Here is an 18,083-nt window from a genome sequence, read left to right on the forward strand (position 1 = left end):
CTGCAAAAAGGCCGGTCATACACTTTGGGCTGCCGAATATCGGTGAAAGGCATACGGCGGGGCTTCGATCCCGGACGTGTCGAGACGCCGCGAGCAACCCTATCGAGTCATATGACTCTTTCAAAGGAACACACATGAAAAAGACTCTGATTGTAGCGGCCATCGCCGCATCGTTCGCCACTGCCGCGAGCGCGCAGAGCAGCGTTACGCTGTATGGCTTGGTCGATGCCGGCTTCACGTTTGTGAACAATGTGCAGGCTCCGGAAAGCGCGGATCACTACAAGAACAGCTCGTGGAGCATGAGCGGCGGCAACGTCAACATGAGCCGCTGGGGCCTGCGTGGCGTGGAAGATCTGGGCGGCGGCCTGAAGACCGTCTTCACGTTGGAAAGCGGCTTCGACGTTGCTAACGGCGGTAGCCTGGGCGGTACCGGCTTCGGTCGCCAGGCTTACGTTGGTCTCTCGACGAACGCAGGCACGGTCACCCTCGGCCATCAGACCGACTCCGTGACTGACTACCTCGGCCCGTTGAGCGCAAGCGGTTCGTGGGGCGGCACGTACTTCGCACACCCGGGCAACCTGGACAACCTGAACGGCGACCTGTTCCGCGAAAACAACTCGGTCAAGTTCCAAAGCGCTAACTACGCTGGCCTGACGTTCAGCGGCCTGTATGCATTTTCGAATGCTGCCGGCGGCTTTGCCGCAAACCGTGCTTACAGCCTGGGCGCGGGCTATGCCAACGGCGGTCTGAAGCTCGGCGCTGCATACATGCAAGCGAACCTCCAGAACTACGCTGCGACCTACGGTAGCGCGATCACGGGCGTCACGGTCGATGTGCCGAACCTGGGCACCAGCCAGATTGCCGAATTTGGTATCGATCGTCATCGCACGTTCGGTGCAGGCGGCAGCTACTCGATCGGCGCGCTGACGTTCGGCGCGCTGTGGACGCAGACGCGTGAGGACAACTTCGCGTCCAACGTTGGTTCGAACATCATCAACAACTATGAAGTGAACGGCCGTTACGCACTGACGCCGGCGCTCTCGCTCGGTGCGGCTTACACGTTCACGAACGCGAAGTTCACCGAGTCCGGCTCGAGCGATTCGACCCGCGTCCGCTTCCACCAGTTCGGCGTGCAGACGGACTACGCTCTGTCGAAGCGCACCGACATTTATGCTGAAGGCGTGGTTCAGATCGCTAGCGGTTTGCCGGAAGGTGTGATGCCGAATGCAGGTATCAGCGGCGCGCCGGGCGGCGCATCGTCGAGCAGCCGTCAGGTTCTCCTGACGACGGGTATCCGTCACCGCTTCTAAAGCGGGCTGAGCAGTACGCAGTTGTAGTGAGCTAGCAAGGAAAGGGCGCCGCGAGGCGCCCTTTCTGCTTGGTGGCCAGCGCCCGGAGCAAAAAGCGCGTCGTCTACGAATGCACTACCATGACCATGCAGCCGGCTCCCGCCCCGCAGCCCGACGCGCGTCCCGGTTCGCAAGAAACGGAAAAACGGAGAATCGGAAATGATCTCGACATGCAGACCACATGTCCGCTGGACCGCGATCTTGATCTTCGCGCTCTTCGCTTCGGCATCGGCTTCGGCTCATGCCGATGTCGTCGCGCTCAAAGCGAACCTTCAGCCATCCAGCGAAGTGCCGCCGAGAGTGAGCAAAGGCCACGGCACGCTCGACGCCACTTTCAACACCAATTCCAGACAACTGACGTGGACCGCGACCTACGCCGATTTGTCCGGCCCGGTCACGATGGCGCATTTTCACGGCCCCGCGCCGGTCGGCCAGAACGCGAAAGTGCAAGTGCCCGTCGACAAGCAATCGCTCGCCAGCCCGATGAAAGGCCAGGCGACGCTCACCGAGCAGCAGGTGACCGACCTCATGGCCGGCCAGTGGTACTTCAATATTCATACGCAAGAAAATCCGACTGGCGAGCTACGCGGCCAGGTGATGCCGTCGAATTGAGATGAGCTGGCAAAGCGCGCTCGCGTGCTGGGCGGTTCGGCGTCGCATGCGGCCGGAAACGGCGAAGCCCGTCATCGATGTGGATCGCGCCCGCGCATACACCGCACGCCGCATCTGGTCGCCGGGCGTGCCGAAAGGCTGGCGCCTCGAGATTCGCGACGACGGCGAAAGGCTGCGCACCGCCGCGCCGCGCTGCACGATCCTCTACCTGCACGGCGGCGGCTACTACTTTTGCTCGCCGCGCAGCCATCGTGCGATCAGCTTCGGTCTCGCCGAACGCGCGCACGCCGATGTCTTCTCGCTCGATTACCGGCTCGCGCCCGAACATCGATTCCCGGCTGCGGTCGACGATGCCGTCGCCGCCTATCGCGCGTTGCTCGCAGATGGCGTCGCGCCCCGATCGATCGTCATAGCGGGCGATTCCGCGGGCGGCGGTCTCGCGCTCGCGACGCTCCTTGCGCTTCGCGATGCCGCCGACGCGCTGCCCGCCGGCGCCGTGCTCTTTTCGCCGTGGACGGACCTGACGTGCAGCGGCGCATCGATGCAAGTGAACGAAGGCCGCGATCCCATGTTCCACGCGGCCGTTTTCCCGAAAGTCGCGTCGCAATATCTCGGCGATGCCGACGCCACGCATCCTTACGCGTCTCCGCTTTTCGGCCGCTTCGAAGACTTGCCGCCGCTCCTGATCCAGGTCGCCGACACCGAACTCCTGCTCGACGACTCCACGCGCGTCGCTGATGAAGCGCGGGCAGCGGGCGTCCGCGTCGATCTGCAAATCTGGCGCGGCGTGCCGCACATCTTTCAGATCTGGTCGCCGTTCATGCCCGAAGCGCGGCACGCGCTGACACGCGCCGCGCAATTCATCGGCGACATCACGTCGAAGCCGGCGGAGACTCAACGTCCGCCCATCACCTCGATCGTCTGATACGCGCGCTCGACCGCCGCCGTTCCGTACTGCCGCTCCAGCCGACGCACGGTGAAGTGCCCGTGCGCCATCTGCTGGAAGTGGTCGATGAACACCGTGTTCACCATCGCGCCGAGCACCGCGCCGATCGCCGGGACCGATTTCGCGGCGACCTGCTCGCTGACCTGCACCGAGAACCGCGATGCGATCGTCTGCAGGAACTTGAGCAGCGCCGTCGATCCGTGGCCGGCGAGCCCTTTCGTCGTGATCTCGCTCGTCGCGCGCGATACCGACTGCGCGAGCGCCCCGCGCACGATGAAATAACCGAGATCGGCGTTGTCGTCGTCACGGCGCGTGCCGCCCATGCCGAGCACCATCAAGCATTGGAGTTGCGTATCCACGCGATGCACATCCTCGCCCTCGCTGCGCGCGATATCGCAGATCGAGCGAAACATCAGCGTGGTCGTCACCGGAAGCTCGACCGGCAGCGCGAACAGTCCGAACGCGCCGCCCGCCGCGCCGGTGGTCGCGACGGCGAGTTTGTGCAGCAGATTGCTCGGCTTGTCGGGCGGCGGCGCGAGGAGCGATCCGGCGGACGCGCCCTTGCCGAGTGTCCGCAGCGCGATCTGCAGACATTTCTTGAGCGCGAGTTGCGTCGCTTCGTCGATTTTTTCCTGAGCCGCGCCGGGCAGACGGCCCATGAGCTTCTCGATCGGCGCGCCGATGACGCTCGCGAGCTTCATCGTCAGCGTCGGACTTTCGAGCGCTTCCTTGGCGCGGGAGAGGGCGGCGAAGTCCTCGGGCGTGAGCGGTGAAGTGATGATCGGCGTCGGTTCCATGCGATGTTTCTTGTATCGAAATGAGAAGTTGACCACGCAGCTTAGAGCGCAACCCCGTGCTATGATTCCCTTTCCGTTGACTAGTCAACAATTGTGCGTACAAAAGATGGCCGTTCATACAGCCGCGCATCATTCCAGCGGACAGGTTCTGCCGTTCCGCGAATCGCTCATGGCGATGCTGGGCATTTCCTTCGTCACGATGCTCGTCGCGCTTGATCAGACGGTTGTCGGCACCGCGTTGCCCACCATCGTCGCCGAACTCAAGGGCTTCGATCTGTATGCGTGGGTCGCGACTTCCTATCTTCTGACATCCGTCATCACCGTGCCGATCTTCGGGCGGCTCGGCGATTACTACGGCCGCAAGCCGTTCGTGATCGCGTCGATCGTGGTGTTCACGGTCGCGTCCGTGCTGTGCGGACTCGCCAACAGCATGATGTTCCTCGTGCTCGCGCGCGGCTTGCAGGGCATCGGCGGGGGGATGCTGGTGGGCACTGCGTTCGCGTGCATCGCCGATCTCTTTCCCGACAACGTCGTGCGTCTGCGCTGGCAAGTGCTGATGAGTTCGGCGTTCGGCATTGCGAACGCGGTCGGGCCGTCGCTCGGCGGTTTTCTCACGCAATACACCGGCTGGCGCTCGGTGTTCTACGTCAACCTGCCGGTGGGCGTGTTGTCGCTGTTTTTCGTGTGGCGCTTTCTTCCGCATCTGCGGCATGTCGCGCATGAAGGAAAAATGCGGCTCGACTGGCCCGGCGCGGCGCTGATCGCGGTGGCGCTCGGCGCGCTGCAATTGTTCGTCGAATTGCTGCCGAAGCATGGGATCAGCGTCGAAACGCTCGCGTTGCTGGCGGCGAGCGTCGTGGCGGCGTATGCACTGTGGAAGTGGGAAATGCGTTGCAGCTACGCAATCCTGCCGATCGACATGTTCCGCAACCGGAGTCTCGCCGCGCTCTTCACGCTCGCGATCATGGGCGGCTTCACGATGTTCTCGCTGCTCTTCTACGCGCCGCTGCTGTTCCAGGGCGGATTCGGCATGTCGCCGAAAGACGCGGGCATGATGATCACGCCGCTCGTCGTGTTCATCACCATCGGCAGCATTCTGAACGGGCGTATCGTGACGCGGCTCGCGAACGCGAACCTGATGCTCTATATCGGCTTCAGCCTGCTCGCCGTGTCGTGCCTCGGCGTGGTCGTCGCGAGTCACACGATGCCGCGCGCGCTGCTGCTCGTCTTCATGCTGCTCGGCGGCCTGGGCCTCGGCTTCGTGATGCCGAACCTCACCGTGTTCGCGCAGCAGACAGCGGGCCGTCAGCATCTCGGCATCGCGACCGCGCTATTGCAGTCGCTGCGCATGATCGGCGGGATGATCGGCACGGCGCTGACCGGCACGCTCGTGAGCCATCTGTATGCGAGCGGCGTCGGCCTCGCGCTGGAGAAGGACGGCGCGACGCGCTGGCTCGGCGATATGGCCGATCCGCAAATTCTCATCAACCATGAAGGCCAGCGGAGCGTGCTCGCGCAGTTGGCCGCCGCCGGCCACGACGGCGCGATGCTGCTCGAGGCCGCGCGCGAGTCGCTCGTCGCGGCGATCCACATTGGTCTCGCGGTCGCGGCGGTGGTCGCGGTGCTGTCCGTGTGGCAATCGCGCCGCGTGCCGCCCGTGCGCTTGAAAGGCCCGCAGGAACCGGTCATTCTCGCCGAATGACGATTGAAGGAAGCACAAGCATGAACGAACAGGATCGCATCGCCGTGGTGCAACAGTTTGGACGGACGTATCGCGCGTTCATGTCGGCGTTCGAGTCGGCGGTCGGCCAGCCGATGCCGCGCTGGCGCATCCTGCTCGCGCTGCACGAGCACGGGGGCGCGGCGTCGCAGAAGATGCTGGTGGAGCGGCTGCGTGTCGATCCGGGCGCGCTGACGCGTCAACTGAAAACGCTGGAAGCGCTCGGCTGGGTCGTGCGCAGTGTCGATGCGCGGGACAATCGCGTTTCGAATGTCGCGCTCACGGCGCAGGGCCGCGCGGCGACGGAAGAAAGCCTGCCGCGCCGCAGCGCGTTCCTGCACGACACGATGGCCGCGATGCCCGACGACGCCATCGAAGCGCTATCCGGCGCGCTCCACATGCTGGAAGCGCGCATTCAGGAAGTGGCCGCGAACACCGCGAACAATGCAATCAACGCGGCCACCGTCGACGACAAGGCTTAGAAGAACGTCTCGATCACTTCCGTCACGCGATATTTCGGATCGACGACGAGCACCTGACGCCACTTGTCGAACGTGAGACACGGGTGCGAAATGTCGAAGGCGATCATGTCGCCGACCTTCACGTCGTCGCCCGGCTTGATGCGCAGATATGCGTGCTGATCCATCAGGCCGAACACTTCCCAGCCTTCGTCCGCCGACACGTCGCGCGGCGCATCCGTGCCCGGCCGATAATGCTTCGCCGGCTCTGGCATGCCCGCATCGAACGCGGAGTCCCGCTTGCCGAGGCCGATGATCGCGCGATCCGGCTCCGGGATCGACTGCACATACGCCCACAATTGCAGCGCGGGCTTCAGCCCCTGGCCCATCTTCTTCGCGATCGGGTTGCGCGCGAAAATCTCGTTCTGCGCTTTCTTGTAGATGCCGACGTCGTGCGTCAGATAGCAGCCGGGGCGCAGCACGACTTCGATGGCATCGCTGTTCGCCTTCGCGAATTCGTCGGCAACGACGTCGTACCACGCCGATCCCGCGCCTGACAGAATCGCCGGCTTGCGCGCGATCTTGCCTTCGTCGCTCAGCTTCCGCGTGATGTCGACCGCGCTTTTCAAGAACTCGCGCACCTTCGATTCGTCCTGCAGCACGCCTTCGTACAGTTCGACGCCCGCGAGTTCGATCGTGCCCGGCCAGCGCGCGATGGCGGCGAGCACGGCTTCGCGCTGCGCATCGTCGCGCACGCCGGTGCGTCCGCCCGGCACGCCGAGTTCGATCAGCACGTTCAGCTTCTTGCGCACATCGGTGAAGAACGCGCCGAGCTGATCGACGCCATCGGCTGAATCCACTAAACAGAAAAACTCAAAGTCGGGATCGGTGAGCAACTCGGCGATCATGCCCATGTTGCGCTTGCCGACGAGCTGATTCGCCATCAGCACGCGATGCACGCCGCCCCGATATGCCGCGCGCACCTGATGCGCCGTCGCGAGCGTGATGCCCCACGCGCCGGTATCGAGCTGGCGGCGAAAGAGCTGCGGCGCCATCGTGGTCTTGCCGTGCGGCGCGAGCTTCACGCCGTACTCGCCGACGAAATCCTGCATCCACCTCAGGTTGTGTTCGATGCGGTCCGCATACAGCACGGCGGCGGGCAGACTCACGTCCTCTTCGAGCAGATTCCATTGAAGACGCGCCGCGTCCTTCAACTGGATGCTCGTGCCCGGCACCATGCCGAGACCCTTGCCGAAGGGGTCGATCGTCGCGTTCTGATAGTTTGTAACTTTCATGTGCTGCTACTCCATCGTCCGTTTAGATGCACTTCTGCCGATGCTTAATGACGTCCTGGTTGACGGCACTATGGTACCCAAAGTAGCATCGTCGATGGAAATGTTATTTAGTAACACGCGTACAGCGTAAACCCGACTACACGATGAACGGCCCCGCCGATCCGCTCACTTTCGATATCGTCGCCCGCATTGCCGAGCGCGCGCCCGAGTTGCGCAGCGCCGAGCGCAAGGTCGCCGCGCTGATCCTCGACGATCTCACGGGCGCGTCGCGGGCGAGCATCGGCGCGCTCGCGGACAAGGCCGAAGTCAGCATCGCGACGGTCACGCGTTTCGCGAAGGCGGTCGGCTGCGCGGACGTGCGCGAGTTGAAGCTGCGGCTCGCGCAGGCGGCGGCGGTCGGTCAGCGCTTCCTGAAACGTGAGCCGGACAACGGCGACGCCGCACCCGATTCGCTCGCCGCGCGCATCTTCGACGAAGTGCAGGCGACGCTCGCGCAGAACCAGGGCGCGCTGCGCGCAGCGCCGATCGCGGAAGCCGCCGACGCGCTCGCGGCCGCGTCGATGATCTACGTGTTCGGCATGGGCGGCGGCTCGACCGCGCTCGCCGACGAAATGCGCTTTCGGCTCGTGCGGCTCGGCCGCCCGGTGGCGTCGTATCAGGACGGGCTGCTGCAGCGCATGGTGGCGGCCACGCTCTCGAAGGAACAGGTCGTCGTCGCGCTTTCCGTGACCGGGCAGACGCCGGAAATGGTCGAAAGCTGCCGGCTCGCGCGCGAGTACGGCGCGCGCGTCATCGCGCTGACCGCGCCGGCATCGCCGCTCGGCGCGCTGGCGGACTGGCTGATTCCGGTCATCGCCATCGAAACGGACTTCATCTACAAGCCGTCGTCGTCGCGCTACGCGATGATGATGGCGCTCGATCTGCTCGTCACCGAACTGGCCGTCAAACAGGCCGACCGCAGCCGCGAACTGCTGCGCCGCATGAAGCACGCGCTGGACGCGCATCGCGGCGGCGGCGAGCGTCAACCATTGGGAGATTGATCATGGAGAGAGCCGATACGCTGATCGTCGGCGCGCGGGTGATCGACGGCACGGGCGCGCCCGCCGTCGAACGCGATGTCGCGGTGCGCGACGGACGCATCGTCGCGATCGCGGAGCCGGGCGGCTTGTCGCACTGGACCGCCGACCATACCTTCGACGCGCGCGGCAAGGTGCTCGCGCCCGGTTTCATCGACGTTCACACGCACGACGACACGCACGTCATCCGCTCGCCGCAGATGATGCCGAAGATCACGCAGGGCGTGACGACGGTGATCGTCGGCAATTGCGGGATCAGCGCGTCGCCGGTGACGCTCAGAAGCGATCCGCCCGATCCGATGAACCTGCTCGGCGATGCATCCGCGTTCAGGTACCCGACGTTCGCCGCGTATGTCGATGCCGTCAACGACGCGCGTCCGACCGTGAACGTCGGCGCGCTGATCGGCCATACGGCGCTGCGCAACAACCACATGGACCGGCTCGACCGCGCCGCGACCGCCGATGAAATCGCCGGCATGCGCGCGCAGCTCGAAGAGGCGCTCGATCACGGCGCGCTCGGGTTGTCGAGCGGGCTTGCGTACGGATCGGCGTTCAACGCGCCGCCCGAGGAAGTCGAGGCGCTGGCCGAGCCGCTCGGCAAAGCGGGCGCGCTCTACACGACGCACATGCGCACCGAGTTCGACGCGATCCTCGACGCGATGAACGAAGCGTACGGCGTCGGCCGCCATGCGCGCGTGCCGGTGGTCATTTCGCATTTGAAGTGCGCGGGGCCGTCGAACTGGGGGCGCAGCGTGGAAGTACTGAAGTCGCTGGAGACGGTGCGCGACGGACAGCCCGTCGGCTGCGATTGTTATCCGTACAACCGCAGTTCATCGACGCTCGATCTCAAGCAGGTGACCGGCGATATCGACATCACGATCACGTGGTCGGAGCCGCATCCGGAGATGGCGGGCAAGCTGATTCGCGAAGTGGCCGATGAATGGAAGGTGAGCCAGCAGGACGCCGCGAAGCGCTTGCAGCCGGCGGGCGCGGTGTATCACAACATGTCGGAGGACGACGTGCGGCGCATTCTCTCGCATCCCGCGACGATGGTCGGCTCCGATGGCTTGCCGAACGATCCGCTGCCGCATCCGCGTTTGTGGGGCGCGTTTCCGCGCGTGCTTGGCCACTATGCGCGCGATACGGCGCTCATCACGCTGGAAGAGGCGGTGCGCAAGATGACGAGCCTGTCGGCGCGGCGCTTCGGATTGAGCGAGCGGGGCGAGGTGAGGGAGGGATTCCACGCGGATCTCGTCGTGTTCGATCCCGAGCGTGTGCGCGATGCCGCGACGTTCGCGAAGCCGCAACAGGCGGCGGAGGGCATCGACGCGGTGTGGGTGAATGGCGTGTTGACGTATCGCGAGCAGGCCGTGACGGGTGCGCGCGCGGGACGTTTCGTGGCGCGGGGCGCGGCATCGAAGGTGGATGCGGCGGGCGCGTTTTGATGACTTATTGCGTTTGAAGAGGAGTGGAAAGATGAAGCGTTATGGCGTGGAAGGCGGCAAGGGACAAGGCGGCGCGCATATGCCGTTCGCACGCGCGGTCGAAGCCGATGGCTGGCTGTTCGTGTCGGGCCAGACGCCGATGCAGGACGGCGAGGTGATCAACGGCGGCATCGTCGAGCAATCGCACAAGGCGATTCAGAACGTGATCGCGATTCTGGAAGAAGCGGGGTACGGCACGGAACACGTCGTGCGCTGCGGCGTGTGGCTGGACGATCCGCGCGATTTCGCGTCGTTCAACAAGGTGTTCAAGGAGTACTTCGGCGCGAATCCGCCGGCGCGGGCTTGTGTCGTGTCGTCGATGGTGATCGATTGCAAGGTCGAGGTGGATTGCGTGGCTTATAAGAAGTAGGGGTGTAATGTCGTTGGGGCTCTGCTTCAAAAGCAAGCAGAGCCGCATCGTTCATTCACTGCCGCGCCAACCGCGCATTATCCGGCATCGGCAAATTGAAGTTCGTCCGAAACGGATTGATATCCAGCCCGCCGCGTCGCGTATAACGTGCATAAACCGCGAGCCTTTCCGGTTTGCACTCGCGCATGATGTCCATGAAAATGCGCTCGACGCATTGCTCATGGAAGCCGGTATGTTCGCGATAAGAAACGATATACCGCAGCAATCCCGCGTGATCGATCTGTCCGCCGTAATAGCGAATCTGCACGCTGCCCCAATCCGGCTGTCCCGTCACCGGGCAATTCGATTTCAACAGATTCGAAAACAGCGTCTCGTCGACAGGCGCTTCATCATGCGACGCCTTCAGCAACGACGGATCCGGCGCATAAACATCGCAGTCGAGATCGAGCCGGTCGAGCGACAAACCATCGAATTCTTCCATCGCCAGCTTGCCGAAATCCGCCGGCGCGGTGAGCTGCACCGAAACCGTCGCGCCGCAAATCGCGGAGACATCGCGCTTGATGGCGGCGCGCACGTCGTCGATGGAATCGAACGCTGTCTGCGCGAACGATCCAAGATACAGCTTGAACGACTTCGATTCCACGATATTCGGCGAATCCGCCGGCACGAAGAACGTCGCGACCGCGAGCTGCGGCTTGCCGCGCCGGTTCAGCCACGACAGTTCGTAAGCGTTCCAGATGTCCGTGCCGAAGAACGGCAGCCGGTCCGCGACGCCGATCGCATCGCGCGCGCGCTTGCGGTCGATGGGGAAGAGCAGCGCGGGATCGTACTGTTCGGTGTAGTTGACGGCCTTGCCGAGCGGAGATTGTTCGGGTGTCATGATGCGTTCGCTATGCCGCTGGGAACGTGGCCGGTCGCAGTCACGACACGAGCCGATTCGCAGTGGCGAATTTGATCGTCGAAGAAAAAGTCGGGTTCGAATTCCCGCAGGAATTCGCCCTTGTCGAGACCGCCCAGGAACATCGCTTCGTCGATTTCGATGTCCCACGCCATCAGCGTCCGGATCGCGCGTTCGTGCGCGGGAGCGGAGCGCGCCGTGACGAGCGCGGTGCGAATGTGCATCGACGACGCCTTCTCGTTGTCGTCGGCAATGCGTTGCAGCTTGTTCAGCGCAGCGAGCAGCGGCTTCAGCGGCCCGCCCGGCAGCGGCAAATCCTTCTTGTCGATTTCATGGCCGACGAACGCCGACAAACCATCGGCCTGAAACACGCGCTCGGCTTCGTCGGAGAAGAGCACGGCGTCGCCGTCGAACGCAATGCGGATTTCATCAGCATAACGGCTCGCGGCGCGCGGCGTTTCCGGCAGCACGCGCGCGGAGGGAAAGCCGGCGGCGAGCGCGTCGCGGACATCGTCAGGATTCGCCGACAAAAATAGCGACGCGCGCAGCGGTTTCAAGTACGCAAACGGCGATCGGCCGCGCGTGAACACGCCGCGCTCGATCGCAAGTCCATGCTCGCGGCACGAATGGAACGCGCGCAGGCCGCTGATCGGATCGCTGCGCGACAGAATCACCACTTCGACGCGCTGTTCATGCGCGTTCAGCGCAAGCAGCTTGCGAATGAGCCCGAACGCGACGCCCGGTTTCGCGGGCGTTTCGAGCCGCGTGCGCTGCAGCGCTTCGTAGCGCGCGAGATCGCCCATTTCGTAGACGCGGTTCTCCTCTTCGAAGTCGAAGAGCGCGCGCGACGAAATCGCGACGACGAGCTTGTCTTCGAGCGTGAAGGCCATCGGCGCGCGCCCTTTAAGCGAGGAACAGCTTGTAGACCGGATTCGAGCCTTCGTCCCACCACGGATAGCCGAGCGTCGCGAGGAAGCGCTCGAACTCGGCGTTGTCCGACTGCGGCACCTGAATGCCGACGAGAATCGAGCTGTAATCCGCGCCCTGATTGCGATAGTGGAAGAGGCTGATGTTCCAGTCCGGCGCCATCGACGAGAGGAATTTCATCAGCGCGCCCGGCCGCTCGGGGAATTCGAAGCGCAACAGGCGCTCGTCCTGCGCGAGGGGCGAATGGCCGCCCACCATGTAGCGGATGTGCTGCTTCGAGAGTTCGTCGTGGGACAGATCGACGGTTGCAAAGCCATGCTCGATGAACGACGACATCATCTGCGCCGTCTCGCCGCGCGACTTGATCTGCACGCCGACGAAGATGTGCGCGGCGCGCGCATCCGCGATGCGGTAATTGAACTCGGTCACGCTGCGATCGCCGACGAGTTCGCAGAAGCGCTTGAAGCTGCCGCGCTCTTCGGGAATCGTCACGGCGAACACGGCTTCGCGCGCCTCGCCGACTTCCGCGCGCTCCGCGACGAAGCGCATGCGGTCGAAATTCATGTTCGCGCCGGACGTGACGGCCACGAGCGTCTTGCCCTCGATGCCTTCGCGCTCCGCATACAGCTTCGCACCCGCCACCGCCAGCGATCCGGCCGGCTCGAGCACGCTGCGCGTGTCCTGGAAGACGTCCTTGATCGCGGCGCAGAGCGCGTCGGTATCGACGGTCAGCACTTCGTCGAGCAGTTCGCGGCACAGGCGGAACGTCTCTTCGCCGACGAGCTTCACCGCCGTGCCGTCCGAAAACAGGCCGACTTCCGTGAGCGTGATGCGTTCGCCCGCCTTGATCGAGCGGCCCATCGCGCAGGAGTCCTCGGTCTGCACGCCGATTACCTTGATCTCCGGACGCACGGCCTTGACGTACGCGGCGACGCCCGCCGCCAGTCCGCCGCCGCCGATCGGCACAAAGATCGCGTGAATGGGGCCCTGATGCTGACGCAGAATTTCCATCGCGACGGTGCCTTGCCCGGCGATGACATCGGGATCGTCGAACGGATGCACGAAGGTCAGGCCGCGCTCTTGCTGTAGCTCGACGGCGCGCGCGTAGGCGTCGCTGTACGATTCGCCCGCCAGCACCACTTCGACCGTCGGGCCGCCGTGCGTGCGGATCGCATCGATCTTGACTTGCGGCGTGGTCGTCGGCACCGCGATGACCGCGCGGCAGCCGAGGCGCGCCGCCGAGAGCGCCACGCCCTGCGCGTGATTGCCCGCCGACGCCGTGATCACGCCGCGCGCGAGCACGTCGGCGGGAAGATTCGCCATCTTGTTATAGGCGCCGCGAATCTTGAACGAGAACACCGGCTGGTTGTCCTCGCGCTTCAGATAGACGGAGTTGCGCAGGCGCGCCGACAGGTTGCGGGCGGGCTCCAGCTCGCTTTCACGCGCGACATCGTAGACGCGCGCGGTGAGCACTTTCTTCAGGTAGTCGGGATGGTTCATGCGGAAAATCGTGAGGCGAGCCGAAACGGCGCGAATTCGGGGCGAAAACATCAATGATAGCCGCAAAGGGACGCATTTCCGGCTTTGCGGATTTCCGACCGTCCGCCCGGTCGATGAAAAGCACGTAAATGCGCGGATCGGCGTCCAAAAAAGGCGCGCAAATGCCCCTTCTGACTGATAGCGCCCGCGAACGGCGTTTTTCGCGATGGGTTAGAATTTCCTTTTACAAATCAGCAATCAGGATCGGCAGATGCACTGGCAGCTTCGGATCGATACTCTGGCGCACGTTCCCCGCGAGCATCACGCCGCGGCCGAGCGGCACGCGCGCCATACGCGATCGTGGCGTTGATCTTGGGCACATCGAAGGCGTCGTCGTGAGCCTCGCCGTGTCGCCGTTACCCCGGCACATTCAGGCGATTCACCCGCTTTCGCAAGAAAAGTCTTATTCGAAAATCTGCGCCCCCACGCGCATCGTCGGCGTTTCCGTTTCCCGAAGCGCACACGCCGAACCACCGAACCGTCGAACATGAACGCACCTCAAGCCTTCGATCCGAATGGCGCCCATGCCGCCTTGGCGCTCGATATCGAACCCCGTCTGCGCGAAATTCCGTATAACTACACGTCGTTTTCCGATCGCGAGATCGTCATGCGCCTGCTCGGCGACGAAGCCTGGGCCGCGCTCGACGAACTGCGCGCGGAACGCCGCACGGGCCGCTCGGCGCGCATGCTGTATGAAGTGCTCGGCGATATCTGGGCCGTGCGCCGCAATCCGTATCTGCAGGACGACCTGCTCGACAACCCGAAACGCCGCGCGCTGCTCGTCGAAGCGCTGAATCACCGGCTCGCGGAAATCGAGAAGCGCCGTCGCGCGGACCTGTCCGAGCACAGCGACGAAGCCGGCAGCCGCGAGCGCGCCGAGCGCGTGCAACTGCTGGTCGCCGCTGCGCGGCGCGCCGTCGATGACTTCGCCGCCGAGTTCGACCGCATGGCCGATCTGCGCCGCCGCGCATCGCGCGCGCTGGGCAGAGAGACGCAAAAGGACAACATTCGCTTCGACGGCCTGTCGCGCGTATCGCATGTGACGGACGCGACCGACTGGCGCGTCGAGTATCCGTTCGTCGTGCTGACGCCGGACACCGAAAGCGAAATCGCCGGGCTCATCAAGGCGTGCTTCGAACTCGGCCTCACCGTGATTCCGCGCGGCGGCGGCACCGGCTACACGGGCGGCGCGATTCCGCTCACGCCGTTTTCCGCCGTCATCAACACGGAAAAGCTGGAGCAGCTCGGGCCGGTCGAGATGACGGATTTGCCGGGCGTCGATCACAAGGTCGCGACGATTTTCTCCGGCGCGGGCGTCGTCACGCGGCGCGTCACCGAAGCGGCCGAGCAGGCGGGCTTCGTGTTCGCCGTCGATCCGACTTCGCTCGATGCATCGTGCGTCGGCGGCAATGTCGCGATGAACGCGGGCGGCAAGAAGGCGGTGTTGTGGGGCACGGCGCTCGACAACCTCGCGTGGTGGCGCATGGTCGATCCGGAAGGCAACTGGCTCGAAGTCACGCGCCTGGATCACAACTGCGGCAAGATTCACGATGTCGAAGTGGCGCGCTTCCGGCTCGACTGGTTCGACGGCAATCGCGCGCCGGGCGAAAAGCTGATCCGCACGGAAAGCCTCGATATCGCCGGCCGCACGTTCCGCAAGGAAGGGCTCGGCAAGGACGTGACCGACAAGTTCCTGTCCGGCCTGCCGGGCGTGCAGAAGGAAGGCTGCGACGGGCTCATCACGTCCGCGCGCTGGATTCTGCACAAGATGCCCGCGCATACGCGCACCGTCTGCCTCGAATTCTTCGGCCAGGCGCGCGACGCGATTCCGAGCATCGTCGAAATCAAGGACTATCTGTTCGAAACGTCGAAGCAGGGCGGCGCGATTCTCGCGGGCCTCGAGCATCTCGACGAGCGCTATCTGCGCGCGGTCGGTTACGCGACGAAGAGCAAGCGCAACGCGTTCCCGAAGATGGTGTTGATCGGCGATATCGTCGGCGACAACGCCGATGCCGTCGCGCACGCCACGTCCGAAGTCGTGCGCATGGCGAACGGCAAGAGCGGCGAAGGCTTCGTCGCGGTGAGCGCGGAGGCGCGCAAGCGCTTTTGGCTCGACCGCTCGCGCACGGCCGCCATCGCCAAGCACACGAACGCGTTCAAGATCAACGAAGACGTCGTGATCCCGCTCAATCGCATGGGCGAGTACACGGACGGGATCGAGCGCATCAACATCGAACTGTCGATCAAGAACAAGCTGCAACTGCTCGACGCGCTCGAAACGTTCTTCCGCAACGGCAAGCTGCCGCTCGGCAAGAGCGACGACGCGAGCGAGATTCCGAGCGCCGAACTGCTCGAAGACCGCGTGCAGCAGGCGCTCGATCTACTCAAGCGCGTGCGCGACCGCTGGAGCTTCGTCGGTGACAAGCTCGACATGTCGTTGCGCGAGGCGCAGCACTATCTCGTCGGCCTCGGCTACGAAGCGCTCGCCGAGAAGTTCGCCGATCGCGTGGACGTGCAGCCGGATGCGAACGTGTTCCATCTCGCACAGGACCGCACGCTGCGCATTTCGTGGAAGCAGGAAATCCGCGGGGAACTGCGCCAGATTTTCAACGGCGGCGAGTTCAAGCCGATCCTCGACGAAGCGCAGGCCATCCACAAGCAAGTGCTGCGCGGCCGCGTGTTCGTCGCGCTGCACATGCACGCGGGCGACGGCAACGTGCACACGAACATCCCCGTCAACTCCGACAACTACGAGATGCTGCAGGACGCGCATCACGCGGTCGCGCGCATCATGAAGCTCGCGCGTTCGCTCGATGGCGTGATCTCGGGCGAGCACGGCATCGGCATCACGAAGCTGGAGTTCCTGACCGAAGAGGAAATCGGCGATTTCCGCGCGTACAAGAAGCGCGTCGATCCGCAAGGGCGCTTCAACGCGGGCAAGCTGCTCGAAGGCGCGGACCTGCGCAACGCGTACACGCCGTCGTTCGGGCTGATGGGCTACGAGTCGATCATCATGCAGCAGTCGGATATCGGCGCAATCTCCGATTCCATCAAGGACTGCCTGCGCTGCGGCAAGTGCAAGCCGGTGTGCGCGACGCACGTGCCGCGCGCGAACCTGCTCTACAGCCCGCGCAACAAGATTCTCGCGACGTCGCTGCTCGTCGAAGCGTTCCTGTACGAAGAGCAGACGCGGCGCGGCGTATCGATCAAGCATTGGGACGAGTTCAACGACGTCGCCGACCATTGCACCGTCTGCCACAAGTGCGCGACGCCGTGCCCGGTGAAGATCGATTTCGGCGATGTGTCGATGAACATGCGCAACCTGCTGCGCAAGATGGGCAAGAAGAAGTTCAACGCGGGCAACGCGGCGGGCATGTTCTTCCTGAACGCGACGAATCCGCAGACCATCAACCTCGCGCGCACCGCGATGATGGGCGTCGGCTACAAGGCGCAGCGTCTCGGCAACGACCTCATTAAGAAGCTGGCGAAGAAGCAGACCGCGAAACCGCCCGCGACGGTCGGCAAGCCGCCGGTGGTCACGCAGGTGATCCACTTCATGAACAAGAAGATGCCGGGCAATCTGCCGAAGAAGACGGCGCGCGCGCTGCTGGATATCGAAGATAACAAGATCGTTCCGATCATCCGCAATCCGCAAACGACGACCGTCGATTCGGAAGCGGTGTTCTATTTCCCCGGCTGCGGTTCGGAGCGCCTGTTCTCGCAGGTCGGCCTCGCGACGCAGGCCATGTTGTGGGAAGCGGGCGTGCAAACCGTGCTGCCGCCGGGTTACCTGTGCTGCGGCTATCCGCAGCGCGGCTCGGGTCAGTACGACAAGGCCGAGAAGATCGTCACGGACAATCGCGTGCTGTTCCATCGCGTGGCGAACACGCTGAACTATCTCGATATCAAGACCGTGGTCGTGTCGTGCGGAACGTGTTACGACCAACTCGCGGGCTATGAATTCGAGAAGATCTTCCCCGGCTGCCGGATCATCGACATTCACGAATTCCTGCTCGAGAAGAACATCAAGCTGGAAGGCGTGAAGGGCACGCGCTACATGTATCACGACCCGTGCCATTCGCCGATCAAGACGATGGACCCGGTCAAGCTCGTCAACGACCTGATGGGCGCGGAGCACGACGGCTACAAGATCCAGAAGAACGATCGCTGCTGCGGCGAATCGGGCACGCTCGCGGTCACGCGTCCTGACATTTCGACGCAAGTGCGCTTCCGCAAGGAAGAGGAAATCCGCAAGGGCGCGGCGAAGCTGCGCGGCATTCCGCTCGTGGCCGAGGCCGGATCGAACGCGATCAATCCGATGAACGCATCGGCGGGATCGGCGGGCGCGGCGCCCGGCTCCGTGCTCTCCGCAGGCGATGGCGCGCAGACCAACGGCACGGACGTGAAGATTCTCACGAGCTGCCCGTCGTGCCTGCAGGGGCTGTCGCGCTACAACGAGGACGCCAACGTCGAGGCGGACTATATCGTCGTGGAAATCGCGCGCAAGACGCTCGGCGAAAACTGGATGGAACAGTATGTCGAACGCGCGAACAATGGCGGTATCGAGCGCGTGCTGGTGTAATAGCGGAATCGATGTTCGATTTCGTTAGAG

At 64.0% G+C, this 18,083-nt stretch carries 14 protein-coding genes; 9 read left to right on the forward strand and 5 right to left on the reverse strand.

What is annotated here, in order from left to right:
- Window positions 1-134: 134 nt before the first annotated feature.
- From AWB72_RS02615 to AWB72_RS02625, 3 genes are all read left to right on the forward strand, one after another.
- A complete protein-coding gene (locus AWB72_RS02615; RefSeq protein WP_040053020.1) occupies window positions 135-1,310 on the forward strand; it encodes a porin in 1,176 nt (391 codons plus the stop codon).
- A gap of 198 nt (window positions 1,311-1,508) precedes the next feature.
- Window positions 1,509-1,961, forward strand: a complete 453-nt coding sequence (locus tag AWB72_RS02620) for a CHRD domain-containing protein (RefSeq protein WP_040053019.1) — start codon at window positions 1,509-1,511, stop codon at window positions 1,959-1,961.
- 1 nt (window position 1,962) lies between these two features.
- A complete protein-coding gene (locus tag AWB72_RS02625) occupies window positions 1,963-2,886 on the forward strand; it encodes an alpha/beta hydrolase (RefSeq protein ID WP_040053018.1) in 924 nt (307 codons plus the stop codon).
- On the opposite strand, the gene AWB72_RS02630 is transcribed toward AWB72_RS02625, so the two are convergent.
- Window positions 2,856-3,704, reverse strand: coding sequence for an EcsC family protein (locus AWB72_RS02630; RefSeq protein WP_040053017.1), 849 nt, complete (start codon window positions 3,702-3,704; stop codon window positions 2,856-2,858). The two genes, AWB72_RS02625 and AWB72_RS02630, sit on opposite strands and share 31 nt — an antisense overlap.
- Window positions 3,705-3,810: 106 nt before the next feature.
- On the opposite strand from AWB72_RS02630, the gene AWB72_RS02635 reads away from it, so the two are divergent.
- Both AWB72_RS02635 and AWB72_RS02640 read left to right on the forward strand, forming a co-directional pair.
- Window positions 3,811-5,406: an MFS transporter gene (locus AWB72_RS02635; protein WP_040053016.1), complete on the forward strand. Its 1,596-nt coding sequence runs from the start codon at window positions 3,811-3,813 to the stop codon at window positions 5,404-5,406.
- A gap of 20 nt (window positions 5,407-5,426) precedes the next feature.
- Entirely contained in the window at window positions 5,427-5,906 is a 480-nt protein-coding gene (locus AWB72_RS02640) for a MarR family winged helix-turn-helix transcriptional regulator (RefSeq protein ID WP_040053254.1), read from the forward strand.
- Here the strand turns inward: AWB72_RS02640 and AWB72_RS02645 are convergent.
- The gene (locus AWB72_RS02645) at window positions 5,903-7,177 is read right to left on the reverse strand and encodes an amino acid deaminase (protein ID WP_040053015.1); all 1,275 of its coding nucleotides are present in this window, start codon (window positions 7,175-7,177) and stop codon (window positions 5,903-5,905) included. The two genes, AWB72_RS02640 and AWB72_RS02645, sit on opposite strands and share 4 nt — an antisense overlap.
- 143 nt (window positions 7,178-7,320) lie before the next feature.
- On the opposite strand from AWB72_RS02645, the gene AWB72_RS02650 reads away from it, so the two are divergent.
- The 3 genes from AWB72_RS02650 to AWB72_RS02660 are packed head-to-tail and all read left to right on the forward strand — an operon-like array spanning window position 7,321 to window position 10,107.
- The gene (locus AWB72_RS02650; protein WP_040053014.1) at window positions 7,321-8,217 is read left to right on the forward strand and encodes a MurR/RpiR family transcriptional regulator; all 897 of its coding nucleotides are present in this window, start codon (window positions 7,321-7,323) and stop codon (window positions 8,215-8,217) included.
- Between the two features lie 2 nt (window positions 8,218-8,219).
- The gene (locus AWB72_RS02655) at window positions 8,220-9,698 is read left to right on the forward strand and encodes an N-acyl-D-amino-acid deacylase family protein (protein WP_040053013.1); all 1,479 of its coding nucleotides are present in this window, start codon (window positions 8,220-8,222) and stop codon (window positions 9,696-9,698) included.
- Window positions 9,699-9,729: 31 nt separating this feature from the next.
- Window positions 9,730-10,107, forward strand: coding sequence for a RidA family protein (locus tag AWB72_RS02660; protein WP_040053012.1), 378 nt, complete (start codon window positions 9,730-9,732; stop codon window positions 10,105-10,107).
- 55 nt (window positions 10,108-10,162) lie between these two features.
- On the opposite strand, the gene queF is transcribed toward AWB72_RS02660, so the two are convergent.
- Genes queF through ilvA form a run of 3 tightly spaced genes read right to left on the reverse strand, consistent with a single transcriptional unit; the run spans window position 10,163 to window position 13,432 of the window.
- On the reverse strand, window positions 10,163-10,987 hold the full coding sequence (gene queF / locus AWB72_RS02665) for an NADPH-dependent 7-cyano-7-deazaguanine reductase QueF (RefSeq protein WP_040053011.1): 825 nt from the start codon (window positions 10,985-10,987) through the stop codon (window positions 10,163-10,165).
- Window positions 10,984-11,895 (reverse strand): 5'-nucleotidase, encoded by a 912-nt coding sequence (locus AWB72_RS02670; RefSeq protein ID WP_040053010.1) that lies wholly within the window; start codon window positions 11,893-11,895, stop codon window positions 10,984-10,986. Before AWB72_RS02670 ends, queF begins: the two co-directional genes overlap by 4 nt.
- Before the next feature lie 13 nt (window positions 11,896-11,908).
- The gene (gene ilvA, locus AWB72_RS02675; protein WP_040053009.1) at window positions 11,909-13,432 is read right to left on the reverse strand and encodes a threonine ammonia-lyase, biosynthetic; all 1,524 of its coding nucleotides are present in this window, start codon (window positions 13,430-13,432) and stop codon (window positions 11,909-11,911) included.
- A gap of 526 nt (window positions 13,433-13,958) precedes the next feature.
- Here ilvA and AWB72_RS02680 point away from each other — a divergent pair.
- Window positions 13,959-18,053: a DUF3683 domain-containing protein gene (locus AWB72_RS02680; RefSeq protein WP_040053008.1), complete on the forward strand. Its 4,095-nt coding sequence runs from the start codon at window positions 13,959-13,961 to the stop codon at window positions 18,051-18,053.
- The last annotated feature ends 30 nt before the right edge of the window (window positions 18,054-18,083 follow it).

Origin of the sequence: Caballeronia concitans (genome assembly GCF_001544615.1) — a bacterium.
Classification (GTDB): domain Bacteria; phylum Pseudomonadota; class Gammaproteobacteria; order Burkholderiales; family Burkholderiaceae; genus Caballeronia; species Caballeronia concitans.